Raw genomic sequence first — 24,607 nt, forward strand, 5'->3', positions numbered from 1 at the left:
ACCGCCGCGCTGATCTGCGCCAGCCAACCCACCGACTCCGCGGTCGGGGTCCGCTGCGTACACAGCTGCTCCAGCCACTCGAACCCATCACCACCCCCCGCCTGCGGGTCCGGCTCCGGCTCAGATGTTTCTTCGAACATAGGTTCGATTATGCCATGGTCGGCCGACAAACGACGTGTGATGTCTCGGGACATGGGTGACAGTTCTGTGTCAGGACTTCGGTGACGGTAAGGCCCGTCGGTCTTCGCGCGCTTGCGCAACTCGTACAACGACTTGCGGGAAAGGCCGTGCTCGGCGCAGAACGTCGTGACCGCCCCGCGGGGCGCGTCATCGGGCCACTGCGAGATCGCAAGGCGAACACGAGGATCGATGGGTTCATTAACAGCCACCCCACGAGCGTCGGAGCAGAACTGTCACCGATGTCCTGGGAAATAACAGGCCGACAAACGACCTGACAAACGACCCAGCTTGCGATTAGTCCACGTGGATGGGCGGGCCGGCGGGTCGGCCGGCCGCGCGGCGGCGACGCGGGCGTTCCGGTGCCTCAACAGTCACCACTGCGGTGAGGTCGTCGGAGTCGGAGTCTTCGTCGTCGGAATCGGACTCGGACTCGGACTCCTCGACGTCGAGATCCTCATCGACGTCGTCAAGCTCATCGTCGTCATCGAGGTCCTCATCAACGTCGTCAAGCTCATCGTCGTCATCGAGGTCTTCGTCATCGTCTTCGTCTTCGGAGTCCTCGTCGTCGGAGTCTTCGTCTTCGGAGTCTTCGTCGGTGTCTTCGAAGTCCTGGTCGGTGTCTTCCACGTCGGTCGGACCCTGCTCGTCGGGCTGACGAGTGAATTCCTCATCGGTCTCGCCGGATTCCCCGTCCTGGCCGTCAGCAACCTCCGAGGCCCCGGACGAGCCCGCGGCCATCGCCTTGAACATCGGGTGCTCGCCCGGCGCATGCGCGGGAACCTTGGCCACCGCTGGCTCGTCGGCGCGACCCTTCTTGGATCGCCTGCCTCGCCGACCGCCGGAGTCCGACTTCCGGCTGGCCGGCGGGGCCGCATCGACCGGGTCGCCGTGCAGCAGGATCCCGCGCCCGCTGCAGTTGGGGCAGGACGTCGAGAACGCCTCGATCAGCCCCGTTCCCAACCGCTTGCGGGTCAGTTGGACCAGGCCCAGCGACGTCACCTCCGACACCTGGTGGCGAGTGCGGTCGCGGGCCAGCGCCTCGGTAAGCCGGCGCAACACCAGGTCGCGGTTGGACTCCAGCACCATGTCGATGAAGTCGATGACCACAATGCCGCCGATGTCACGCAGCCGCAGCTGGCGCACGATCTCCTCGGCCGCCTCGAGATTGTTCTTGGTCACCGTCTGCTCGAGGTTGCCCCCGGATCCGGTGAACTTGCCGGTGTTGACGTCGATGACCGTCATCGCCTCGGTCCGATCGATCACCAGGGTGCCACCCGACGGCAACCACACCTTGCGGTCCATCGCCTTGGCCAGTTGCTCGTCGATCCGGTGCACCGCGAACACATCCGGACCCGGCACGCCCTCAGAAAGCTCAGCCGGCTCGTATTTAGTCAGCTTCGAAACCAGGTCGGGGGCAACGGAATTCACGTACTCGTTGATCGTGGTCCACGCCTCGTCGCCGGACACGACGAGCCCGGCGAAGTCCTCGTTGAACAAGTCGCGGATCACTTTGACCAGCACGTCCGGCTCTTCGTACAGCGCGACCGCCGCCCCGGCAGCCTTCTCCTTGGTCTCGGTCGCCGTGGCCTCGATCTGCTGCCAGCGCTCCTGCAACCGGGTGACGTCGGCGCGGATGTCGTCCTCTTTGACGCCCTCGGAAGCCGTGCGGATGATCACCCCGGCATCGGACGGAACCACCTCGCGCAGGATCTCCTTGAGCCGCTGACGCTCGGTGTCGGGCAGCTTCCGGCTGATCCCGGTCGACGACGCGCCGGGCACATAAACCAGATAGCGGCCGGCCAGTGACACCTGTGTGGTCAACCGGGCGCCCTTGTGTCCGACCGGGTCCTTGCTGACCTGCACCACGACGTAGTCGCCGGGCTTGAGTGCCTGTTCGATCTTGCGATCAGCCCCGCCCAGGCCTGCGGCCTCCCAATTGACTTCACCGGCGTAGAGCACGCCGTTGCGCCCGCGACCGATGTCGACGAAGGCCGCCTCCATCGACGGCAGCACGTTCTGCACGATGCCTAGGTAGATGTTGCCCACCAGAGACGCAGAGGCAGCAGAAGTCACAAAGTGCTCGACGATGATGCCGTCTTCGAGCACCGCGATCTGGGTGTAGCGCGCGCCGGGGTGCGGCGGCTCGCTGCGAACCCGGTCGCGGACCACCATGATCCGGTCGACGGCTTCGCGCCGGGCCAGAAATTCGGCCTCGGTCAGCACCGGCGGGCGGCGCCGTCCGGCGTCCCTCCCGTCGCGACGGCGCTGCCGTTTCGCCTCTAGCCGAGTCGAGCCGTCGATGCCCTTGATCTCGCTGCTCCCCGAGCCACCAGAGGCTCCGGAACCATTGCCGCCGTTGTCGCCGCCCGCGCGCGGTGCCCGCTCGTGCACCACGGTGTTCGGCGGGTCGTCAGGCGACGGACTGTCGTCGTTGTCGTCGCCGGACCCCGACTTACGACGCCGGCGCCGCCGCCGGCGACGGTTGCCCGCCTCCGCCGAACCGTTCTCCTCGTCACCGTTGTCGGCGTCGTCGGAATCCTCGGCGTCCTCGGATTCGCCGGAGTCGGTCTCTTCGCTGTCAGCGTCACCCTGGCCGTCGGATCCGCCCTGCTCGCCCCGGCCACGGCCGCGGCCCCGACGACCGCGACGGCGTCGCTTGTTGGCCGGCCGATCGGCCTGCTCTTCCTCGTCGTCGCCGTCGGCGTCATCCACGGAGTCCACCGAGTCCGCGCTGTCATCGTCGTCGTCCCCGCCATCACCGCTGCCGCTGCTGCCGCGGAATTCATTGACCTCTATCGGCTGCGGGGCAACGAATAGCGGCATGTAGTGGGGCCGCTCGATCGCGGTCTCCAGCATCAGCCGCGACTCGGGTTCCTCGGACGGCTCGGTCGCAACGGGCACCTCGGTCGCAGGGCCTTCAGGGCTTTCCGGAGGTTGGGCGGCCAACATTTCGCGCACCCGGGCGGCATCGTCGCGGTCCACGCTGGAATGTGCGCTGCGGATGCGCCCGTCGAGTGCGCTCAACGCATCCAGCACCCGCTTGCTGGTGGTTCCCAGCGTTCGTGCCAGTGAATGGACTCTCAGACGCTCCGGCAGTTCCTGGTCCGGTGTGGGCTCATTTGCTGTTTCTGAAGATGGGGCACCGTCTACCACGTATTCTCCTCAAGCCCCCGGGCGCGTCGTTGCGACGCGGCCACGCGAGGGCTTCGCTATGTGCCCGGGTTACTTCTCCCGGGCTTTGTAATGGTCTCGCGCCGAGCAGCTCAAAGAACCCACTCGGCGCCGTGCTGAATGATGGCTCGGCATGCCGCGCCGCATCGCTCGATCGCGATGGTCGCGCTTGTCTAAGTCTTCATTCGGGTGTCTGAAGCCGGTCCGGCGACGTTCACCCGCAGTCAGTATCCCACATCACTCGACGAGGTCATCCGTTTGTGAGTGGGGTGCCCCAGCAACCCCCCGTCCGACCGGGTCAGGCGTCGGGAAACCAGAGCGCGATCTCGCGCTGCGCGGACTCGGCCGAATCCGATCCGTGCACCAGATTGAACTGCGTCTCCAGCCCGAAATCACCGCGGATGGTGCCCGGCGTGGCCTTGTCCACCGGGTCGGTACCGCCGGCGAGCTGCCGAAACGCCGCGATCGCTCGGGTGCCCTCGACAATCGCCGCCACCACCGGTCCCGAGGTGATGAACTCGAGCAACGAGCCGAAAAAGGGCTTGCCTTCGTGTTCGGCGTAGTGGTGGCTCGCCAGGTCCTCGCTGACGTGTCTGAGCTCCAGCGCCGCGATGGTAAGGCCTTTGCGCTCGATCCGGCTGATGATCTCGCCGATCAGCTGCCTTTCGACGCCGTCCGGCTTGATCAGTACGAGAGTCCGTTCGGTCACGGCGCACAGCGTACCCAACGGACGGGCGGGCTCCCTTTCAGTCCCGGGTCAGTCCGGCGCAGACGGCCCCTGTTCCTGACGGCGGCGGACCTCGGCCCGCAAGTACACGATCAGCGCCCACACGCCGCCGAACAGCACGCCGATGAAGCCCACCCCCGGATACACGGCGAATCCCGCGAGCAACAGCGCCTGTACGCCCAGGTTCACCCAGATCGCCCATGGTCTGCGCTGCAGCGCGGCAAGCAGGACCAACAGCACGGCCATGCCGATCAAATAGCCCAGCGACGCACCCGTCAGCCCGCCGCCGACGGCGCCCACCACCGGAATCGCCAGCAACACCACGATCGCTTCGAGAAACAGCGTCGCGGACATCACCCCGGCGAAGCTCTTCCACGGATCAGCCGGGGTCTGGTCGCTCATTCGGGATCACGACCGAACAGGCTGCGAGCGGCGCCGGCGGTGACAACCGAGCCGGTGATAACGATCCCGGTACCGGAAAAGGAATCTCCTTCTGAAGCCGCCTCGTCGACCAGCGCGGTCGCGGTGTCGATGGCGTCGCGCAGATTCTCCGCGGTCAGCACCCGGTCTGGTCCGAAGCGCTGCTGCGCCGCCAGCGCCAGCGACTCGACGTCCATGGCGCGCGGTGAACCGTTGTGGGTCACGACGACGGAATCGAACACCGGCTCCAGCGCGGCGAGGATGCCGTCCGCGTCCTTGTCGGCCAGCACACTGAGCACCCCGACCAGCATGCGGAAGTCGAACTCGGCGGCCAGCGCTTCGGCCAGCGCGGCCGCTCCGGCCGGGTTGTGCGCGGCGTCGACGAACACCGTGGGCGCGCTGCGGACGCGTTCCAGCCGTCCGGGGCTGGTGACGGTGGCGAAACCGGCCCGGACGGCCTCGACGTCGAGCTGACGCTGCGCGCCCGCGCCGAAGAACGCCTCGACCGCCGCGAGTGCCAGCACCGCGTTGTGCGCCTGGTGTTCACCGTGCAGCGGCAGGAAGATGTCGGAGTACACCCCGCCGAGACCTTGCAGTTGCAGCACCTGTCCGCCGATCGCGATCTGCCGGCCCAGCACGGCGAACTCGGAATCCTCCCGCGCCACCGCGGCATCCGCGCGCACCGACGCGGCCAGCAGCACCTCCATCGCCTCGGGCACCTGACGCCCGATGACCGCGACGGTGTCTGGGGCACCCTCGGGCGCCCGGGTGATGATTCCCGCCTTCTCGGCGGCGATTCCGGCGATGTCGTTTCCGAGGTACTCGACGTGGTCGATGCTGATCGGGGTGATGACGGCCACGGGGGCGTTGATCACGTTGGTGGCGTCCCAGCGCCCGCCCATACCCACCTCGACCACCGCGACCTCGACGGGCGCGTCCGCGAACGCGGCGAACGCCATCGCGGTCAGCACTTCGAACTTGCTCATCGCGGGCCCGCCCGCGTCCTGCGACTGCCGGTCGATCATCTGCACGAACGGCTCGATCTCCCGATAGGTCGCCACGTACTGGGCCGGGCTGATCGGTCGCGAGTCGATCGCGATGCGTTCGACCGCCGACTGCAGGTGCGGGCTGGTGGTCCGGCCGGTGCGCCGCTGCAGCGCGGTGAGCAGCGCGTCGACCATTCGCGCCACCGAGGTCTTGCCGTTGGTGCCCGCGATGTGGATCGACGGGTAGCCGAGTTGCGGCGAGCCCAACAGGTCCATCACCGCGCTGATCCGGGTCAGGCTGGGCTCGATCTTGGTTTCCGGCCAGCGCTGGTCCAGTAGATGCTCGACCTGCAGCAGGGACGCGATTTCGTCCGGTGTGGGAACGGCGTCAGTCACTGCAGCGCAGCCAACCTGGCTCTGATCCGCTCGGCCTCGTCGGTCGCCAGCCGCTGCCGGTCCCGGATCTTGCCGACGACGGCTTCTGGGGCTTTGGCCAGAAAGTCTTCGTTGGCCAATTTGGCGGTGGTCGACGACAGCTCCTTTTGCGCTGCGGCCAAATCCTTTTCGAGGCGACGGCGCTCGGCTTCCACGTCGATGGTGCCCGACGTGTCGAGCTCGACGACGACGGTGCTTCTCATATCGGAGCCGACCCGAACCTCGACCGAGGCCGTCGCACCGAAATCCGGGCCCGGCGCAGTGAGCCAGGCCAACGATCTCACGGCGGCCACCTGGGTGCTCAGGTCGGCTTCGTCCACTCCACCGAGACGGGACGGGACCTTCTGCCGGTCCGCCAGGCCCTGATCGCTGCGGAATCGGCGGATCTCGGTCACCAGCTTCTGCATGTCGTTAATCCGCTGCGCGGCAATCGGATCCAAGTTGATCCCGGACGACGTCGGCCAGTCGGCGATGACCAGTGATTCCCGGCCGGTGAGCGCCTGCCACAGCGCCTCGGTGAGAAACGGGATCACCGGGTGCAGCAACCGCAGCAGCGTGTCCAGTACGGCGGCCAGCACGGCGGTGGTGTGCGCCATGCCGTCGGCCAACTGCGCTTTGGCCAATTCGAGGTACCAGTCGCAGAATTCGTCCCAGGCGAAGTGGTAGAGCGCCTCACTGGCGCGACTGAACTCGTAGCCGTCGAACGCCGAATCAACCTCGGCGCGAACCTCTTCCAGCCGTCCCAGAATCCACCGGTCGGCGTCGGTCAATGCGTCCGGTGCCGGGAGCGGCGTCAGCGCAGCGCCGTTCATCAGGGCGTATCGGGTGGCGTTGAACAACTTGGTGCCGAAGTTGCGTGAGGCCCGCACGGCGTCCTCGCTGACGGCCAGGTCACCGCCCGGCGTTGCGCCGCGGGCCAGCGTGAAGCGCAGCGCGTCGGCCCCGAACTTCTCCAGCCAGTCCAGCGGGTCGATCACATTGCCCTTGGACTTACTCATCTTGCGGCCGAACTCGTCACGGATCAGGCCGTGCAAAAACACGTCGGTGAACGGCACCTGCGGGCCGCGCCGGCCGTCGAGGGTGATGGCGTCGTCATCGCCGACGAAGGTGCCGAACATCATCATCCGCGCGACCCAGAAGAACAGGATGTCGTAGCCGGTGACCAGAAGGCTTGTCGGATAGAACTTTTCCAGCTCCGGCGTCTTGTCCGGCCACCCCAACGTGGAGAACGGCCACAGCCCCGCCGAGAACCAGGTGTCCAGCACGTCGAGGTCCTGCTCCCAGCCCGCCGGCGGCGTTTCGTCCGGGCCGACGCAGACCTGCTCGCCGTTGGGCCCGTACCAGAGCGGGATGCGGTGGCCCCACCACAGCTGTCGCGAAATAGTCCAGTCGTGCAGGTCGTCGACCCAGCCGAACCAGCGCGGCTCCATGCTGGCGGGGTGAATCACGGTGTCCCCGTTGCGCACCGCGTCGCCGGCGGCCTTGGCCAGCGATTCCACCTTGACCCACCATTGCAGCGACAGCCGCGGCTCGATCGGCTCGCCGCTGCGCTCGGAGTGCCCGACGCTGTGCACGTAGGGCCGCTTCTCCTCGACGACCCGGCCCTGCGCGGCGAGGGCCTCGCGCACCGCAACCCGGGCCTCGAAGCGGTCCATGCCGTCGAATTGCGTTCCGGTGTCGACGATCCGGCCCTTGGTGTCCATGATCGAGGGCATCGGCAACTGGTGCCGCAGCCCTATCTCGAAGTCGTTCGGGTCGTGGGCGGGCGTGACTTTGACTGCGCCGGTGCCGAATCCGGGGTCGACGTGCTCGTCGGCGACGATGATCATCGACCGATCCACAAACGGGTGCGGCAGCGTGGTGCCGACCAGGTGGCGGTAGCGCTCGTCGTCGGGATGCACCGCGATCGCGGTGTCGCCCAGCATCGTCTCGACCCGAGTGGTGGCGACCACGATGTGCGGTTGCGAGTCGTCGAGCGAACCGTAGCGGAACGACACCAGTTCGCCCTCGACGTCGAGGTAGTCGACCTCGAGGTTCGAGATCGCCGTCTCGAGCACCGGCGACCAGTTGACCAGCCGCTCGGCTTGATAGATCAGCCCGGCGTCGTAGAGCCGCTTGAAGATCGTGCGCACCGCCCGCGACAGGCCCTCGTCCATGGTGAACCGGTCGCGGCTCCAGTCCACGCCGTCGCCGAGGCGACGCATCTGGCCGGCGATGGCACCGCCGGACTCGCGCTTCCAGTCCCACACCTTGTCGACGAACAGCTCACGGCCGAAGTCCTGTTTGGTCTTGCCGTCGACCGCAAGCTGCTTTTCCACCACGCTCTGGGTGGCGATACCGGCGTGGTCCATGCCGGGCTGCCACAGCACCTCGTACCCCTGCATGCGCTTGCGGCGGGTCAGGGCGTCCATCATGGTGTGTTCCAGCGCGTGGCCCATATGCAGGGTGCCGGTCACGTTCGGGGGCGGCAGCACGATCGAATACGCCGGTTTGGCGCTGGCCGGGTCCGCGGTGAAGTAACCCGCTTCCAGCCACTTCTGGTAGATCGGGCCCTCCAGCGCAGCCGGGTCCCACGATTTGGGTAACGAGTCGGCGGCAGGGCGTTGGCTGGCGGTCACCGGTCAAGTCTAGGAAACGGCGACAGCGGCGTAGCAGGTGCGCTACGCCGCTGTCGCCGCGATCAGGGCCGCGATCAGGGAATCGTCAGCACCTGCCCCGGCTGGATCAGGTCAGGATTGCTGATGCCGCTGGCATCGGCGATGACCTGGTACTTGCTGCCGTCGCCGTAGAACTGCTCGGCGATGGCCCACAGGGTGTCGCCGGAGACCACGGTGTAGGTCCGCGCGGCGGGTTCCGGAACGGGCTCGCCGGCGGCTTCCTCGACCGGCGCGGCGGCCGCTTCCGCGGTGTCTTCCGGTCCGGTGTCAGTGGCCGACTCCGAGGCGGCCTCGGGCTCGGGTGGCGGCGGCTGGTCGGTCTCGGTCTTGGTCGACCAAGCCGCTCCGTTGCCCGAGTAGAGCACCAGGTTGCGGTCGTCCTGCAGCACGAGCCTGACGTCCTTCTTGCCCTTGGTGTCGGTGTGCCACACCGGCTTGTCCGCCGTGTAGAGGACGAAATTGCCGTCGGGCTGCACTTCGGCGCGCACCACGTCCTGGCCGTTCGTCGAGCTCGACCAGATCGCGGTGCCGCGCGAGGCGAGCACCAGGTTGCCGTCCTCTTGCAGGGTGAGGCTGTAGGCCCCGTTGGCCGAGACCAGCGATTCGCCCCTGACCAGCTTCTGGCCTTCGGTAAGCGTGTCTGACATGGCTATTTCTTCTCCAATCCGTTGTCGTTATCCATGAGGCCGGTCTGAGCGCCGGACGTCTGATCTTGATTGGGCCTGGGCATCACCTTCTCGACGCAAATCGAAACCACCCCGAAAACGAAAGATGAACACTCCGAAGTGGAGTGCGCTGTCGAGCTACTTCTTGCCGCCGAGCAGGCCGCCGAGGATATCGCCGAGGCCGCCGCCCTTGCTGCCCAGCACGCTGCCGAGGATGCCGCCAAGGGATTTGTCGCCGCCGCCACCGAGGATGCTGCCCAGCACGTCGCCCAGGCCGCCGCCGGAGGCCTCTTGCTTCTGCGGGGTAGCCGCGCCACCACCCGAGGTGAGCTGTTTTCCGATGTAGGCCAACACAATCGGGAGCACGACCGGCAGCAACTGCTTGATCAGTTGGCTGTTGCCGACACCGCCCTGGGCCAGCGCCGCCGCGACCTGGTCGGTGTCGTTGCCGCCGAAGAGCGAGGCGACCGCCTGGTGCCCGTCGCTCTCGTCGACCTTGTCGACACCCCCGCCGGCGTCGAGCAACCCGCTGGCGGCGTGACTGCTGGCCGCCGACTCGATCTTGCTCGCGTGCTCGGGGTCCTCCGAGTTGTGCTGTAGTCCTCCGAGCAGCACCGGCACCAGCGTGTGAATCGCGCTGGCGACCTCGCCTTCGTCGGCTCCGAGCTTGTTTGCGATATCAGAAGTGGGGATTTGAGCGTAAAGATCGTCAAGACCGGCCATCGTTGCAACCACCTTCGTCACTGAAATGCAGAGCAAAAGCCATGTACGAAATACGACACTAGACGCACGCGATGTGGATCGGCACCCCTAGGAGCAAGCCGATTTCAAGTAGCTGGATCAGTCCAGCCGCTCGGTCTCCAGCGATACTCCGGCAGCCGGGAACCGGGTCAACAACGCATCCCCCATCGCGGACGCGGGTGTCAGTACGCCACGCAGGTCAGAGAGCTTGCCGCGGTCGGTTGCCAGGGCAAGACCGCACTCCCCCAACAGCACCGCGGTGGCCTTGTAGCCGGGGTCGCCCTGCTGGGCCATGCGCACCACATAGCGGGCGCCGCTGGTCGTCGTTGTGTAGGTCTCGGTCCGGTAGTAGCCCTTGTCCCGGGTCGCCTCGCTCGGACCGGTGCCGGGCTTGGGGGCGACGCGCTCCACCAGCCCGCGCGGCAGGAGCCGGAAGTAGCGGCTGCCCACTGCGTTCATCGCGTTGCCGACCCCGCTGATTACCGCCGACGCCACCGGCGCCACCGGCGAGGACCCCAGGCTCATGTTTTCGCTGTACCGGAACCGCTTACCGTATGCCCAGTCCAGTAATGCGTTGCTGCGGCGCACGATTCGCGTGTTGGTGGGCGCCATCAGGAATCCGGCGGTCCACAGTCCTTTCAGTTCCGGCGCAATCTGACCGCCACGGCGCCACGGCAGATCGGGCTGCCGGCCGAGTTCGGGCTCGGCGCCGCGGTCCGTGCTCAGCGTGTACGGGTCGGCGAACTGGCGACGCAGGTCGGCGTCGCCCGAGACCGCCCGCAGGAGTTCCAGCATCGACGCGACGGTCCCGCCGGAGAACCCGCCGGCAAAGGAACGCACCACGAAGTCGGTGTCGGTGAGCTCGCCGGCATCGTCCTCGCGTGCCGCAAGGTACAGCGCGTACACGCTGAGATCCGACGGGATTGAATCGAACCCGCAGGCGTGCACGATGCGGGCGCCCGTGTCGACGGCCTGCTTGTGGTAGAAATCGATGCTTTCGCGGACGAACGGCGGCTCGCCGGTTAGATCGGCGTAATCCGTACCCGCCTCGGCGCACGCGGCCACCAGTGGCAAGCCGTAGCGCATATAAGGGCCGACCGTGGTGACGACCACCTGCGTCCGGGCGGCCATCGCGGCCATCGTCGACGGCGATGCGGCGTCGGCGGTCAGTACCCCCCAGGATTGCGCGGCCTCCCCGAGGCTGTCGCGGATCTCGAGCACCCGTTCGGTTGACCGGCCGGCCAGCGCGATGCGCGCGTCGCCGCCCGCCCGGGCCAGGTATTCGGCGGTCAGCTTCCCCACGAAGCCGGTCGCCCCGTACAACACGATGTCGAATTCGCGCGGCGTAGCGGTCACCGGCCCGACGCTACTCCGGGACTATGTTCACCTGATGGCGCGGATCGTGGTCATCGGCGCGGGTATCGCCGGCCTGGCAGCCGCGGTGGCGCTGCAGCGGCGTGACCACGACGTCACCGTCATCGAACGGCGCACCGACACCTCCACCGGCGCGGCTATCAGTATCTGGCCCAACGCGCTGGCGGCGCTCGACCGGCTCGGCCTGGGTGATGCCGTCCGGGAGGCCGGCGGGCGCGTGGCAGGCGGTGCGCTCCGCTGGCGCGACGGCTCGTGGCTGCGTCACCCGGCGAGCGAGATCGTCATTTCGGCGCTTGGCGAGCCGTTGGTCGTGATCCGACGCTCGACGCTGCGCGACATCCTTACCGCGGCAGTGCGCCACAGCGGTATCGAGCACGGGCAGGCCGCCGACGGACTTCTGGCCACCGCCGACGGCATAGAGATCAAGTTGTCGGACGACACGGTCCGCCATGCGGATGCGGTGGTCGGCGCCGACGGCACCGGCTCGATGGTGGCCCGCCACCTCAACGGTCGACTGAACAACCGCTACGCCGGCTATACGGCATGGCGCGGGATCGCTACCTACGCCCTGGACCCCGAACTCGCCGGCGCGACGCTTGCGCCCGGGACGGAAACCGGCCACGTCCCGATGGGACCGGACCGCACCTATTGGTACACCACCGAACGCGCTCCCGAGGGGCAGCTTGCCGCGGAGGGTGAGTTGCCGTACTTGCGGGCCAAGCTGGCGGGATCGCCCGAACCCATCCCGGGGATTCTGGCTGCGACCGCGCCCGACGACGTGGTGCGCAATGACCTCTATGACCGCAGTCCGGCACGCTGCTGGGCGCGAGGGCCGGTACTGCTGGTCGGTGATGCCGCCCATCCGATGCGTCCGCACCTGGGCCAGGGCGGCTGCCAGGGAATAGAGGACGCCGCGATTCTGGGGGCCTTCGTCGACCGGACCACCGAACTGTCGACGGCCTTCGCCCAGTTCGCCGCCTTCCGCCGACCGCGGATCACGTCGCTGGTGCGTGAGTCGGCACTGCTCGGCCGGATGATCAACCTGCGTCCGGCGTTCCTGAGTGCGGCAGCCTTGCGCGCCAGTGGGCTGGTGCCCGAGACGCTGTTCATCCGCCATCTGGCTTCGGTGGCATCAGGGTCGGCGTTCGAGTTGCCGCCCTGGGCCGACGGAGGTAGCTGAGTCCGTCTGCCGATCACTCGTGTCGTCGCCGCAGAAAGCACAATGACCAGGCACGTTTGACCGCGATCGGGCAAATATTTGAACTTGGCATGACTTCGACGTGCACAGTCCATATCTTCGCTGAGCGCCCGGTAGGGTACCGCGTCAGCGTCGCTGGGCGAGCGTGGTCGGCAGGGCCGCGTGACACGCAGTCAGTACCGGGGGGTGAGGCGCGGTTGTCAGTTCTTTCTATTGCGCGTGCTGTCGCCGGAAATTTGTGTGCCGTAAACCCAGCGCCACCACCGCCCTTCGGGCACGGCGGTGACCCATCTGATCGAACCCAAGAAACTCAAGAACCCAAGAAAGACGAATAACTGATGCCCAACACCTTCACTAAGATGTTCTATTACCAAGTGGCCGCGGAACCGCGAATCATGTTAGCGCACAAAGTAGCCTATTCCAGCTACAGTGGCGGCAGCACCACGACATACCGCCTTACGCCAATTGACCGGCGCCCCGCGTCCGGCTGGCAGAATGTCGAAACCCAGTGCGGCGTTTGCAACCAGATATTCGACCTCAAGGTCGCGGCGCCGTCAGTTGCAAAGTTTCATTTGTGGATTTGGCGGCTCGTCGTGGTCGCGACGATCGCGCTGTGCGTCATCGTCGTGCTGACCATGAAGGGCGGCAGCGCTGCAGGTTTGATCATCATGGTGTCGTGCTTCTGGCTTATCTACCCTATGCACAAGGTGGAGGTCGAGGACGGCGTCCGGCTCAAAAGCTCTTCAGATCATGCGTTGAAATATCCTCAGAAGCAAAAGCAAAAGCAACAATCTCAGGCTTGAGAAGCGTGATGGCATGAGTTTCAGCAAATTATTCCATTACGAAGTCGGCAATCAGCCGACGATCGCGATCTCGCACATGGTGCCCGCGCGGGAAAATTTCAACCGCGGATACGGTTACACGATGATTCGACTACAAAGGCCCTCTGAAGGTTGGGCGAAGCATTCAATAGCGTGCGAATCCTGCGGAGAACCGATTGAGGTCGACCTCGCAGATGTGCGGACAACAAAGGTGAGACTTTGGCGCTGGCGACTGTGGTTTGTCGCCTGCATTGCAGCAATAGTCTTATCGTTCGTATTGACCGTGACCAGGACATGGGGCGTGGGGTTTGCAGTTACCGGAATGCTGCTGTCGTGCACCATCGTCCCGTTCGCGGCCTTGGCGTTCTTTGGCACTCTCGACAGCGAAGACGGAGTAAAGATGACAGCCAGAGCCCACGAGCTGAAATATCCCGAAGGCCGGCCTCCGTCGCGGTAGTCGCCACGAGTCCTGAGCCGGCCAGGCGTCGGCGACGAGAAATGCCGGGCGCAAAGCGCCCGGCATTTACCCCTCGTACCGCTGGTTGACTAGCCGCGTCGGCCGCAGACCGGCCAGGCCCCGATGCCCTGCGAGTGCAAGACGTTCTCGGCCACCCGGATCTGCTCCTCACGGCTCGCGCCGTTCGGGGAACCCGAGCCACCGTTGGCGTGCCAGGTGCTGGGGGTGAACTGTAAGCCGCCAGAGAACCCGTTGCCGGTGCTGATGGCCCAGTTTCCACCGGACTCACACTGCGCGATGGCGTCCCAGTTGACGCTGTACGCCCGGGGAGCGGGCGGCGTCTCAATCGGCGGCGCCTGCGCGGGCGGCGGAACGTTGGGGTCGAAGCCGAGCGGCGCCGGCGGCGGCGGCGCGTCGGGCGCCGGCGGGGCCGGAGGCGGCGGGAGGTTCGGGTCGAAACCGGCCGGCGCCGCGGGCGGCGCGTCGACCGGCGCCAGAGCCTCCGGGACCGGGGGCGGCGGCGGGACGTTCGGGTCAAAGCCGGCGGGAGCCGGAGGCGCGGCGTCCGGCGCGGGCGGGCCGGCTGGCGCCACGTTGTTGGGATCAAAGCCCGTCGGGTCCGCATTCGCGGTAGCGGCCGACGGCAGAGTCACGAGCGTCCCTGTGAGCGCTGCGACGATGAGCGTCTTACGGACGTTCTTCAACAGTGTTCCTTTCGCGGTTGCGCGCGCCAGAGCCAGCCCACGCTGTGGGTTGGGGTGCTGTATCTATGCGAAAACTGCTTGCTCTGGGACGTGCCGTCTCGTTCAGGCACGGCAGCGGGGCATTAGATCTGCCCGGCGGTCCTAACCGCCGGCCGCGGCGACTCCTGCAAGCTCTAGCCGACCGCAACCCCGCTCACACGCGGGTCCGTGGATTCAATTTTCTGGTGTGCCCGGCGACGGGCTATGGAAAGACGGTACGAGACTGGAATGCATTCGTCATCTCGGGTGCGCGGATATACCGCTTCTATAACGAAGCGATCACGACGCGGCCGAGGAATGGTTATTGCAGGTCAACAGTGTGTTTGCGACCCGTATCAATCGATGGCCGCCGCGTCGTTATCGTGAGCCGAATCACCCACATTTTGTGAGCTGGAACACGGTTTTTTGCCCACGAAGCCGCGGCAACCGGCTTCGGTTACCGCCCCTCAGGTACCGCGACGGAGCAGGGTACAGGCCGAACAGCCCGGACAACCCGGCCGGGTAGGGCCCGCCTTCTGTCCACCAAACGAACAGTGCCACTTCAGTATTCATCGCATGGAACACCCTCGTCTCGCGAGCTGCGCAGCCGGCGACCCGCGCCATCGGGAACCGGGCAAGGCCGCGCCGGCGGCTGGGCCGCCAATTTCAAACCAGCAAGTTTGCTGCAATACCGACCGGAGTGGATCGGCAGATATCCCAAAGCACCGCTGTTGCAACACAATTCGAAGCATGCCGAGGGGGGCAGAGCTGAATGTATGCGCAGTAATTCATCACAGCGTGTCGATGCAAATGCGCGTCATAAAGGAATCGCCGAATAATGGCGATTTAAAGAAAGCGGAATCAGGAACCGGGCTGCGCCAGAGCGCGTAGGTCGGTCCCCGAATTGAGGTTGGTCAGCGATCGCGAATCCGACATCACGATCTGCTGAGAGTCCGAGGCGTCAATCAAGTCGCTCATTTTGCTCTTGCCGGCGGCCACCAGCGCGTCCACCCGATCGGCGAGATCGGTCCGGTACACCGCGGCCAGGTAATGCGTGCGACCGTCCCACGGCAGTACCACCTCGGCGTTCGTCTTGGCGGCCAGGCGGGCCAGCTCGTCGATCAATTCGACTGTCAGGTAAGGCATGTCGACGGCGCACACGAATGCCAGCCGTGCCCCGGCCTCGGCGGCCGCACGCAGACCACGCCCCGTCGCCGGCAACGGCCCCAGCCCCCGCATCTCGTCGCGCAGGACCGGAACCTGCAGCTTGGGCAGCGGTTGCCCGGGCGCCGCCATCACGAAAACCTGCTCGCAGCGCTGCGCGAGCACGCCGGCAACGTGCTCGACGAGCGTGGTGGTTCCCCCGGGGATCCGCATCGTGGCTTTGTCTCGCCCCATGCGCCGGGATTCGCCTCCAGCGAGGAGAACCCCGGCCAGTGAGACTGCGTCGGGCGTCGGAGCGGCCACGTCAGTCGACGGTCCAGGTATCGCGGCCACGCAGCAGCGATTGCAGCGCGGTGGCGTCGTGCGGGATCGACGACTGCGCGGCCTCGACCTGCGAGCGGGCCGCGTCATCGTAGGTGGGCCGGCTGATGTGGCGGAAGATGCCCAGGACGGTGTGATCGAGGTTCTGGTCGGAAAGCCGAGACAGCGCGAACGCGTAGGCCGAGTCGTCGGCATGTGCGTCGTGCACGACGATCTCTTCGACGGCCACGTCGGCGGTCTTGGCCACCTCGAGGCTGAAACCGGACTGCACCACGCAGTATTCGCCGTTGGCGCCGAACACGATCGGCTCACCGTGGCGGACGTTGATCACTCGATCTTCGGCGCCTTCTTTGCGCAGCGCGTCAAACGAGCCGTCGTTGAAGATCGGGCAGTCCTGCAGGATTTCGACCACGGCGGCACCACGATGCTGGGCGGCGGCGCGCAGCACCTCGGTCAGGCCGGCGCGGTCGGAGTCCAGTGCGCGGCCCACGAACGTCGCCTCGGCGCCCAGCGCGAGTGACACCGGGTTGAACGGGTGATCCAGCGAACCCATCGGAGTGGACTTGGTGACCTTGCCGACTTCCGAGGTCGGTGAATACTGGCCTTTGGTCAGCCCGTAGATCCGGTTGTTGAACAACAGAATCGTGATGTTGACGTTGCGGCGCAGCGCGTGAATCAGGTGGTTGCCGCCGATCGACAGGGCGTCACCGTCGCCGGTGACCACCCATACCGACAGATCCTCGCGGGCCAGCGCCAGGCCGGTCGCGATCGCCGGCGCGCGACCGTGGATCGAGTGGAACCCGTAGGTCTCCAGGTAGTACGGGAAACGGCTCGAGCATCCGATGCCGCTGATGAACACGATGTTCTCGCGGCGCAGCCCGAGCTCGGGCAGGAAATTGCGGATGGTGTTCAGGATGACGTAGTCACCGCAGCCGGGGCACCAGCGGACCTCCTGGTCACTGGTGAAGTCCTTGCCCTTCTGTGGCTGATCGGTGGTGGGCACACCGGCGTTCTTGGTCAACTTCGGCGTCACACCGAGGTCCGTGCCTACCAGGTTGCTCATCACGTTAGTCACGAGCGCCGCTCCTCCTCATCGCTTCGCTCTGCATCATCGCTTCGCTCTGCATCGTCATGCGCTGGCTCCCACTTCCGCCGCTGACAATCGGGCGATTATTGCCTTGTCTTGCTCGAGTTCGTCCAACCGCCCGGCCAGCGCGGCCCTGATGTAACGGCCTACCTCGTCGGCCAGGAACGAGACGCCCTTGACCTTGGTGACCGAGTGGACATCGACCAAGTACTTGGCGCGCAGCAGCATCGCCAGCTGCCCCATGTTCATCTCCGGGCACACCACCCGCGGGTAGTGCCGCAACACCTCGCCCAGGTTGGCCGGGAACGGGTTGAGGTAACGCAGGTGCGCATGCGCAACCTTGGTGCCCCTGCGCCGCGCCCGTCGGCAGGCTTCACCGATGGGTCCGTAGGAGCTACCCCATCCGATCAGCAGCAACTCGGCGTCGCCGGTCGGGTCGTCGACCTCCAGGTCGGGCACGCTGATGCCATCGATCTTTGCCTTGCGGATCCGAACCATCAGATCGTGGTTCGTGGGGTCATAGGAGATGTCGCCGGACCCGTTGGCCGCCTCCAGGCCGCCGATGCGGTGCTCGAGCCCTGGGGTCCCGGGCACCGCGAACTGGCGGGCGAGGGTCTCTCGGTGGCGGGCGTAGGGCTCAAAGGGCTCACCCGGTTTGGCGAATATGTGCGTGATCGGCTTGAACGAACTGACGTCCGGGATGCACCAGGGCTCGGAGCCGTTGGCGATCGCCCCGTCGGACAACACGATCACCGGGGTGTGATACGACACCGCGATCCGCACCGCCTCGAGGGCGGTGGCAAAGCAGTCGGAGGGAGACCGGGGCGCCACGACGGCCACCGGTGACTCCCCGTTGCGGCCGAACAGCGCCTGCAGCAGGTCGGCCTGCTCTGTCTTGGTGGGCAGACCGGTCGACGGTCCGCCGCGCTGCACGTCGATGACGATCAGCGGCAACTCCGTCATCACGGCAAGCCCGAGCGCTTCGGACTTCAGCGAAATACCCGGGCCCGAGGTGCTGGTGACCCCCAGCGCGCCACCGTAGGAAGCGCCGATGGCGGCGCATATGCCGCCGATCTCGTCCTCGGCCTGGAAGGTGATGACATTGAAGTTCTTGTGCTTGGACAGCTCGTGCAGGATGTCCGACGCCGGTGTGATCGGGTAACTGCCGAGCATGACTTGCTTGTCGGCCATTTGACCGGCCGCCACGATGCCGTAGGCCAGCGCGGTGTTGCCGGAGATCTGCCGGTACTCGCCGGCCGGCAACGACGCCTTGGAAACCTCGTAGGTGGTGCCGAAAGCCTCGGTGGTCTCGCCGTAGTTCCAGCCCGCCTTGAGCGCCAGCACGTTGGCCTCTGCGACGTCGGGCTTGCGGGCAAACTTCTCCCTGATGAAGTTCTCGCTGGTCTGGATCGGCCGCCCGTACATCCACGACAACAGGCCCAGCGCGAACATGTTCTTGGCGCGCTGGCCGTCCTTCTTCGTCGCCCCGATCGCCTCGACGGCCCCCAAGGTCAGCGAGGTCATCGGCACGGCTTGGACGACGTATTCCTCGAGTTCGTCGGTCTCCAGCGGGTTGGTTACATAGCCCACTTTGGTCAGATTGCGTTTGGTGAACTCGTCGGAATTCGCGATCACCATTCCGCCGCGTGGCAAGTCGCCGAGATTGGCCTTCAACGCTGCCGGGTTCATCGCGACCAAGACGTCCGGCCGATCACCGGCGGTCAGGATGTCGTAATCGGCGATTTGAATCTGGAAGGACGAAACTCCGGGCAGGGTGCCTGCCGGCGCTCGGATCTCGGCGGGATAGTTCGGCTGGGTGGCCAGGTCGTTGCCGAAAAGCGCTGCCTCCGAAGTGAATCGGTCACCGGTCAGCTGCATACCGTCGCCGGAGTCACCGGCGAAACGGATTACGACATTTTCCAGGCGCTGCCGGGTGGACCCGCCCGCACCGTTATGAGACTCTGGCCCGGCTTCGTTGCCGTTCGAATCCACGTCTTCGCCTTCCATTTCTTACCCGGACAGGCACTCCGCTGCAGGTTCAGGTTACGCGCCGAGGGAGTGGCCCCCACGCACCCACGCATTACGCCACTAGTGGTATCAATTATGGCACTGCTTGGCGCCCGATACGGCCATTCCAAAATCCGGTCTAACCGCCCTTAAGCTGCAAAAACCGACGTCAGGCGGGGGCGGCGTCGACTTTGCGGTAAAACTGTGGTATTGGTCACTTCCCCGTTTCGGGGTCGTGTCGGCCCGCTGTCTCCGGCATGGCGAACAGGTACAGCGCCAGGCCCGCGCCGGCGATCGCGCCCAGAGACATGAACGCGGCGTTGTAGCCGGCGGCTACCACAATCGACCCCGCGACGAGGTTCGACACCGCCGCACCGATGCCAGTCGCGGCCGTTATCGCCCCCAGACTGACGTTGAACCGGCCGGTTCCGTGCGTGACATCCTGCACGACGAGCGGAAACAGCGCGCCGAAGATTCCGGCCCCGACGCCGTCCAGCAGCTGCACGCCGACCAGCCAATACGAGTTGCCCGACAGCGTGTACAGAAACCCGCGGACGGCGAGGACCGCAAATCCGGTCAAGAAGATCGGCTTTCGCCCCCAGGAGTCGGCCTTGGCTCCGGCGAGGTAGGCCACCGGCACCATGACGACCTGTGCGGCGATGATGCAGACCGCCATCAGCGCGGTCCCGACGTCTTTGTTGTGCAGCGCCAACAGCTGACCGACCAGCGGCAGCATGGCTGCGTTGGCGAAGTGAAACGCCACCACCGCCGCGCCGAAAATCATCAGTCTGCGGTTGTGCAGCAGCACGGTGATCCGGGACGGTTCGGTGTGCGGCTCTCCCGGTGCGTGATCCATGCCGCGGGCGACGTCATGGTCGATCGCGTCGCGCGGAATCCGCAGTGTCGCAGCCACGCTGCTCGCTGCCATGACGGCGAGTACCCAGAAGACCACCACCGGTCCGAAGAAGTAAGCCAGCCCGCCGGTGAGGGCGGCGGCCGACGCGTTGCCGGCGTGGTTGAACGATTCGTTGCGTCCGATCCGCCTGGAGAACAACCGCGGCCCGACGACACCCAGGGTGATGGCGGCCAGCGCCGGCGCGAACACCGATCCGGCGATGCCGGTGAGCGCCTGTAACACCGAGATCGAATAGAACCCGGGGAACAGCGGCATCGCCAGCGATCCGGCGGTGACCGTCAACGCGCCCGCGACGATCAGCGCTCGCTTGGCCGTGGTCCGGTCGACCAGCGCGCCGACCGGAGCTTGCGCCAGGATCGCGCCGACGCCGCCGACCGCCATGACGAACCCGATCGACGCCTGGTCCCAGTGGTGGGTCAACAACAGGTAGATCGACAGGTAAGGGCCCAGCCCGTCACGGACGTCGGCTAACAGAAAGTTCAGTAGGTCAAGCGACTGGCTCAGACGCCGCGGAACGACGTCTTGACTGACACCGGGCGTGCGGCGGTCCTACCTACGCGCTCTTGTCGCGGCGCTCGGAGCGTGACGGCTTGCGCGGCACGATCGTCGGCAGCACGTTGTCCTTGACGGTCTCCCTGGTCACGACCACCTTGGCGACGTCGTCGCGGCTCGGAATGTCGTACATGACCGGCAACAGGACTTCTTCCATGATGGCGCGCAGGCCGCGGGCGCCGGTGCCGCGGTGGATCGCCTGGTCGGCGATGGCTTCCAGCGCGTCGTCGGTGAACTCCAACTCCACGCCGTCCATCTCGAAGAGCCGGATGTACTGCTTGACCAGAGCGTTCTTCGGCTCGGACAGGATCTTGACCAACGACTCCTTGTCGAGGTTGGTGACCGAGGCGACCACCGGGAGACGGCCGATGAATTCGGGGATCAAGCCGAACTTGATCAGGTCCTCGGGCATCACGTCGGCGAAGTGGTCGGTGGTGTCGATCTCGGCCTTGGAGTGGACCTCGGCGCCGAAGCCCAGGCCACGCTTGCCGACCCGCTCGTAGATGATCTTCTCCAGCCCGGCGAACGCGCCCGCGACGATGAACAACACATTGGTGGTGTCGATCTGGATGAACTCCTGGTGCGGGTGCTTGCGACCGCCCTGCGGCGGCACCGATGCCTGGGTGCCCTCCAGGATTTTCAGCAGGGCCTGCTGGACGCCTTCGCCCGAGACGTCACGGGTGATCGACGGGTTCTCGCTCTTGCGGGCGATCTTGTCCACCTCGTCGATGTAGATGATGCCGGTCTCGGCGCGCTTGACGTCGTAGTCGGCGGCCTGGATGAGTTTGAGCAAGATGTTCTCGACGTCCTCGCCGACGTAACCGGCCTCGGTAAGTGCCGTCGCATCCGCAATGGCGAACGGGACATTGAGCATCTTGGCCAGCGTCTGGGCCAGGTAGGTCTTGCCGCAGCCGGTGGGCCCGAGCATCAGGATGTTGGACTTGGTCAGCTCGACCGGCTCGTGCCGGGAGTCACGGCTCTTCTCGCCGGCCTGGATTCGCTTGTAGTGGTTGTAGACGGCCACGGCCAGCGTCCGCTTGGCGGTGTCCTGCCCGATGACGTATCCCTCGAGGAATTCGCGGATCTCGACGGGCTTGGGCAGTTCGTCGAGTTTCACATCGTCGGCGTCGGCGAGTTCCTCTTCAATGATCTCGTTGCACAGGTCGATGCACTCATCGCAGATGTACACGCCGGGGCCGGCAATGAGTTTCTTGACCTGTTTCTGACTCTTCCCGCAGAACGAGCACTTCAGCAAGTCACCGCCGTCTCCAATGCGCGCCATGATGCTTCAGGGCCTACTTCCTTGTCGTTCCTACATCACCGTGTGTCTAGCCGTGCCGCGTGTATTCCCCGACGCTACCCGCTAGCTGAGGCTCACCGCGACCGTTAGCGCTGAATCGCGTGATTGGTATTTCGTGGGTGTTCACGCCTTGCCTGTCTCAATGAAACATATAGCCGAACGGCACCCCGCACTTGCCGAGACGCGCTATCTGTGTCTCTGGCGTGTCGCGGTCGTTACCCGAACGAGGTACGTCAGGCCGTCCCGGGCGGGCAGACCCCCCGGAAAATCACCCTACAGTGACTGTGTGGGATGGGTCTTCCCCGGCGAATCCGTGCTGATCAGTGACGGCGGCCTGGCCACTGAGCTGGAGGCCCGCGGGAATGATCTGTCCGACCCGCTGTGGTCGGCGAAGTTGCTGTCGGACGCCCCGCGGGAGATCGTCGCGGTGCACGCCGCCTACTTCCGCGCCGGCGCCATGATCGCGACGACGGCGAGCTACCAGGCATCGTTCGACGGCTTCGCGGCCCACGGTGTCGGCCCGGACGATGCTTCGGGGTTGCTGCGCAGCAGCGTCGAACTCGCCAAGGCCGCACGGGACGAGATCGGCGTGAGCGACGCGTGGGTGGCCGCCTCCGTCGGACCGTACGGCGCAGCCCTCGCCGACGGCTCCGAGTATCGCGGCCGCTATGGCCTGTCCGTCGTGGCACTGACGCGCTGGCATCGCCCGCGGCTGGAAGTGCTGGCCGACGCCGGCGCGGATGTGCTGGCGTGCGAGACCGTGCCCGACGTCGACGAGGGCGAGGCGCTGGTCGACTTGGTGCGCTCGGTCGGGGTGCCGGCCTGGCTCAGCTACACCATCGACGGGACCCGGACCCGGGCCGGGCAGCCACTCTCCGAAGCATTCGCGGTGGCCGCCGGGGTACCCGAGATCGTCGCGGTGGGCGTCAACTGCTGCGCACCCGACGATGTGCTGCCGGCGATCGGGATCGCCTCGGCGGTCGGCAAGCCGGTGATCGTCTACCCGAACAGCGGTGAGCGTTGGGACGGCAGGGCTTGGACCGGCCCGTCCCGGTTTTCCGCGGAACTGGCATCGCAGTGGGTTGCCGCCGGGGCGCGCATCGTCGGCGGATGCTGCCGGGTAGGGCCCGCCGATATCGCCGGGCTGGCGACCGCGCTGGGCCGCTAGGCGCTCTGCGCGGAGAGCTTGCGGTACTCGAGAACGGTGTCGATGATCCCGTATTCCTTGGCGTCTTCGGCGGTCAGGATCTTGTCCCGGTCGGTGTCCTTGCGGATCACCGCGGCGTCCTTGCCGGTGTGGCGGGCCAGCGTGGTCTCCATCAGGGTGCGCATCCGCTCGATCTCGGCGGCCTGGATCTCCAGGTCGGAGAACTGCCCCTGTATCACACCCGACAGCGACGGCTGATGGATCAGCACACGCGCGTTCGGCAGCGCCATGCGCTTGCCCGGCGTCCCGGCGGCCAGCAGCACGGCGGCGGCCGACGCGGCCTGGCCCAGACACACGGTCTGGATGTCGGCACGCACGTACTGCATGGTGTCGTAGATCGCCATCAGCGAGGTGAACCCACCGCCCGGCGAGTTGATGTACATGGTGATGTCGCGGTCGGGGTCCAGCGACTCCAGCACCAGTAGCTGCGCCATGATGTCGTTCGCCGACGCGTCGTCGACCTGCACGCCGAGGAAGATGATGCGTTCCTCGAACAGCTTGTTGTAGGGGTTGGACTCCTTGACGCCGAAGCTCGAGTGCTCGATGAACGACGGGAGGATGTAGCGCGCCTGGGGTTGGGTTTCGGGATTCACTGGGCTTCTCCATTGGTGATGTGGGCGGCGCGGGTAATGATGTGGTCGACGAAGCCGTATTCCAGGGCTTCCGGGGCGGTGAACCAGCGGTCGCGGTCGGAGTCCGCCTCGATGCGTTCGATCGGCTGGCCGGTGAACTCGGCGTTGAGCCGGAACATCTCCTTCTTGATGACGGCGAACTGCTCGGCCTGGATGGCGATGTCGGCCGCGCTGCCGGTCACCCCACCCAGCGGCTGGTGCATCAGGATTCGGGCGTGCGGCAGGGCGTAACGCTTGCCCTTGGTGCCCGCCGCCAACAGGAATTCGCCCATCGAGGCGGCCATCCCCATGGCATAGGTGGCGATGTCGCACGGCGCCAGGACCATGGTGTCGTAGATCGCCATGCCCGCGCTGATCGATCCACCCGGGGAGTTGATGTAGAGGTTGATGTCCTTCTCGCTGTCCTCGGCGGCGAGCAGCAGAATCTGCGCGCACAGCCGGTTGGCGATGTCGTCGTTGACCTCCGAACCCAGGAAGATGATGCGCTCCGCGAGCAAGCGCTCATAGACCGAGTCCGTGAGGGAAAGGCCAGGCGAGGCCGAACGCATCTCAGTCGCTTTGCTCACAGTGGGGACACCTGCTTTCTCGCGCTTTCTTGAGTTCTGTATGCACCGACACTAACCAACCCAACCAACTGTGTGGGGGTCACGCATCCCGTGAAATGGGCGCGTTCGCTCACAGCTTCATGATTTGACGTCACCGGCCGCGTCATCTTCGGCCTCGGCAGCTTCGTCGTCGGTCTCGTCGGTCTCGTCGGTCTCGTCGGTCTCGTCCTCGAAGTCGTCGTCCTCGTCGGTCTCGTCGGTCTCGTCCTCGAAGTCGTCGTCCTCGTCGTCCTCGAAGTCGTCGTGATCGTGGTCATGCTCG

The 24,607-nt window shown here is 66.1% G+C and carries 21 protein-coding genes and 1 pseudogene; 4 read left to right on the forward strand and 18 right to left on the reverse strand.

Annotation, left to right across the window (positions count from 1 at the left end; all coding sequences use genetic code 11):
- Positions 1 to 230: 230 nt before the first annotated feature.
- The 9 genes and pseudogenes from VML93_RS38820 to VML93_RS02340 all read right to left on the reverse strand — a co-directional run.
- Positions 231 to 389, reverse strand: a pseudogene (locus VML93_RS38820) (IS481 family transposase); the annotation flags it as partial.
- A gap of 85 nt (positions 390 to 474) precedes the next feature.
- Positions 475 to 3,333 carry a translation initiation factor IF-2 N-terminal domain-containing protein gene (locus tag VML93_RS02305; protein WP_325607261.1) on the reverse strand — a complete coding sequence of 953 codons (2,859 nt, stop codon included), beginning with the start codon at positions 3,331 to 3,333 and terminating at the stop codon, positions 475 to 477.
- A 316-nt stretch (positions 3,334 to 3,649) separates the two neighbouring features.
- Positions 3,650 to 4,060, reverse strand: coding sequence for a nucleoside-diphosphate kinase (gene ndk, locus VML93_RS02310; RefSeq protein WP_325607263.1), 411 nt, complete (start codon positions 4,058 to 4,060; stop codon positions 3,650 to 3,652).
- Between the two features lie 48 nt (positions 4,061 to 4,108).
- Positions 4,109 to 4,480: a DUF4233 domain-containing protein gene (locus VML93_RS02315; protein ID WP_325607265.1), complete on the reverse strand. Its 372-nt coding sequence runs from the start codon at positions 4,478 to 4,480 to the stop codon at positions 4,109 to 4,111.
- Positions 4,477 to 5,880 carry a bifunctional tetrahydrofolate synthase/dihydrofolate synthase gene (folC, locus tag VML93_RS02320; RefSeq protein WP_325607267.1) on the reverse strand — a complete coding sequence of 468 codons (1,404 nt, stop codon included), beginning with the start codon at positions 5,878 to 5,880 and terminating at the stop codon, positions 4,477 to 4,479. The genes VML93_RS02315 and folC overlap by 4 nt, the downstream gene beginning before the upstream one ends.
- Positions 5,877 to 8,537: a valine--tRNA ligase gene (locus VML93_RS02325; protein ID WP_325607269.1), complete on the reverse strand. Its 2,661-nt coding sequence runs from the start codon at positions 8,535 to 8,537 to the stop codon at positions 5,877 to 5,879. Before VML93_RS02325 ends, folC begins: the two co-directional genes overlap by 4 nt.
- 74 nt (positions 8,538 to 8,611) lie before the next feature.
- Positions 8,612 to 9,223 carry a LysM peptidoglycan-binding domain-containing protein gene (locus VML93_RS02330; protein WP_325607271.1) on the reverse strand — a complete coding sequence of 204 codons (612 nt, stop codon included), beginning with the start codon at positions 9,221 to 9,223 and terminating at the stop codon, positions 8,612 to 8,614.
- Positions 9,224 to 9,379: 156 nt separating this feature from the next.
- On the reverse strand, positions 9,380 to 9,964 hold the full coding sequence (locus VML93_RS02335) for a DUF937 domain-containing protein (protein WP_325607273.1): 585 nt from the start codon (positions 9,962 to 9,964) through the stop codon (positions 9,380 to 9,382).
- A gap of 117 nt (positions 9,965 to 10,081) precedes the next feature.
- The gene (locus VML93_RS02340) at positions 10,082 to 11,338 is read right to left on the reverse strand and encodes a trans-acting enoyl reductase family protein (RefSeq protein WP_325607275.1); all 1,257 of its coding nucleotides are present in this window, start codon (positions 11,336 to 11,338) and stop codon (positions 10,082 to 10,084) included.
- Between the two features lie 31 nt (positions 11,339 to 11,369).
- Between VML93_RS02340 and VML93_RS02345 the strand changes: the two genes are divergently transcribed.
- From VML93_RS02345 to VML93_RS02355, 3 genes are all read left to right on the forward strand, one after another.
- Complete coding sequence (locus VML93_RS02345; protein WP_325607297.1) at positions 11,370 to 12,536, forward strand: FAD-dependent oxidoreductase; 1,167 nt, start codon at positions 11,370 to 11,372, stop codon at positions 12,534 to 12,536.
- A gap of 356 nt (positions 12,537 to 12,892) precedes the next feature.
- Complete coding sequence (locus tag VML93_RS02350; RefSeq protein WP_325607277.1) at positions 12,893 to 13,357, forward strand: hypothetical protein; 465 nt, start codon at positions 12,893 to 12,895, stop codon at positions 13,355 to 13,357.
- A gap of 13 nt (positions 13,358 to 13,370) precedes the next feature.
- Entirely contained in the window at positions 13,371 to 13,832 is a 462-nt protein-coding gene (locus tag VML93_RS02355) for a hypothetical protein (RefSeq protein WP_325607279.1), read from the forward strand.
- 89 nt (positions 13,833 to 13,921) lie between these two features.
- On the opposite strand, the gene VML93_RS02360 is transcribed toward VML93_RS02355, so the two are convergent.
- The 6 genes from VML93_RS02360 to clpX all read right to left on the reverse strand — a co-directional run bounded on the left by VML93_RS02360 (position 13,922) and on the right by clpX (position 21,883).
- The gene (locus VML93_RS02360) at positions 13,922 to 14,536 is read right to left on the reverse strand and encodes a transglycosylase family protein (RefSeq protein ID WP_325607281.1); all 615 of its coding nucleotides are present in this window, start codon (positions 14,534 to 14,536) and stop codon (positions 13,922 to 13,924) included.
- An 879-nt stretch (positions 14,537 to 15,415) separates the two neighbouring features.
- Positions 15,416 to 16,021, reverse strand: coding sequence for a molybdenum cofactor guanylyltransferase (gene mobA, locus VML93_RS02365; protein ID WP_325607283.1), 606 nt, complete (start codon positions 16,019 to 16,021; stop codon positions 15,416 to 15,418).
- Position 16,022: 1 nt separating this feature from the next.
- Complete coding sequence (locus VML93_RS02370; protein ID WP_325607299.1) at positions 16,023 to 17,102, reverse strand: 2-oxoacid:ferredoxin oxidoreductase subunit beta; 1,080 nt, start codon at positions 17,100 to 17,102, stop codon at positions 16,023 to 16,025.
- A gap of 66 nt (positions 17,103 to 17,168) precedes the next feature.
- Positions 17,169 to 19,118 (reverse strand): 2-oxoacid:acceptor oxidoreductase subunit alpha, encoded by a 1,950-nt coding sequence (locus tag VML93_RS02375; protein WP_325607285.1) that lies wholly within the window; start codon positions 19,116 to 19,118, stop codon positions 17,169 to 17,171.
- Between the two features lie 229 nt (positions 19,119 to 19,347).
- Positions 19,348 to 20,553, reverse strand: coding sequence for an MFS transporter (locus VML93_RS02380; RefSeq protein WP_325607301.1), 1,206 nt, complete (start codon positions 20,551 to 20,553; stop codon positions 19,348 to 19,350).
- Between the two features lie 49 nt (positions 20,554 to 20,602).
- Positions 20,603 to 21,883 carry an ATP-dependent Clp protease ATP-binding subunit ClpX gene (gene clpX, locus VML93_RS02385; protein ID WP_325607287.1) on the reverse strand — a complete coding sequence of 427 codons (1,281 nt, stop codon included), beginning with the start codon at positions 21,881 to 21,883 and terminating at the stop codon, positions 20,603 to 20,605.
- Positions 21,884 to 22,187: 304 nt separating this feature from the next.
- Here clpX and mmuM point away from each other — a divergent pair, with 304 nt between their 5' ends.
- Complete coding sequence (mmuM, locus tag VML93_RS02390) at positions 22,188 to 23,069, forward strand: homocysteine S-methyltransferase (protein ID WP_325607289.1); 882 nt, start codon at positions 22,188 to 22,190, stop codon at positions 23,067 to 23,069.
- Here mmuM and clpP2 read toward each other — a convergent pair.
- From clpP2 to VML93_RS02405, 3 genes are all read right to left on the reverse strand, one after another.
- The gene (clpP2, locus tag VML93_RS02395) at positions 23,066 to 23,701 is read right to left on the reverse strand and encodes an ATP-dependent CLP protease proteolytic subunit ClpP2 (RefSeq protein WP_325607291.1); all 636 of its coding nucleotides are present in this window, start codon (positions 23,699 to 23,701) and stop codon (positions 23,066 to 23,068) included. The genes mmuM and clpP2 overlap by 4 nt on opposite strands.
- Complete coding sequence (locus VML93_RS02400) at positions 23,698 to 24,306, reverse strand: ATP-dependent Clp protease proteolytic subunit (protein ID WP_325607293.1); 609 nt, start codon at positions 24,304 to 24,306, stop codon at positions 23,698 to 23,700. The genes clpP2 and VML93_RS02400 overlap by 4 nt, the downstream gene beginning before the upstream one ends.
- 117 nt (positions 24,307 to 24,423) lie before the next feature.
- Positions 24,424 to 24,607 (reverse strand): hypothetical protein (locus VML93_RS02405; protein WP_325607295.1); only part of this gene is annotated, 184 nt, incomplete at its 5' end.

The sequence above is a fragment of the Mycobacterium sp. genome (assembly GCF_035499775.1).
GTDB lineage: Bacteria > Actinomycetota > Actinomycetes > Mycobacteriales > Mycobacteriaceae > Mycobacterium.

Excerpts from the sequence above, each read along its gene's own strand:
- clpX (WP_325607287.1), bottom strand. The coding sequence starts at position 21,883 with ATGGCGCGCATTGGAGACGGCGGTGACTTGCTGAAGTGCTCGTTCTGC.
- VML93_RS02370 (WP_325607299.1), bottom strand. The coding sequence starts at position 17,102 with ATGAGCAACCTGGTAGGCACGGACCTCGGTGTGACGCCGAAGTTGACC.
- VML93_RS02315 (WP_325607265.1), bottom strand. The coding sequence starts at position 4,480 with ATGAGCGACCAGACCCCGGCTGATCCGTGGAAGAGCTTCGCCGGGGTG.
- VML93_RS02335 (WP_325607273.1), bottom strand. The coding sequence starts at position 9,964 with ATGGCCGGTCTTGACGATCTTTACGCTCAAATCCCCACTTCTGATATC.
- VML93_RS02355 (WP_325607279.1), top strand. The coding sequence starts at position 13,371 with ATGAGTTTCAGCAAATTATTCCATTACGAAGTCGGCAATCAGCCGACG.
- VML93_RS02350 (WP_325607277.1), top strand. The coding sequence starts at position 12,893 with ATGCCCAACACCTTCACTAAGATGTTCTATTACCAAGTGGCCGCGGAA.
- VML93_RS02330 (WP_325607271.1), bottom strand. The coding sequence starts at position 9,223 with ATGTCAGACACGCTTACCGAAGGCCAGAAGCTGGTCAGGGGCGAATCG.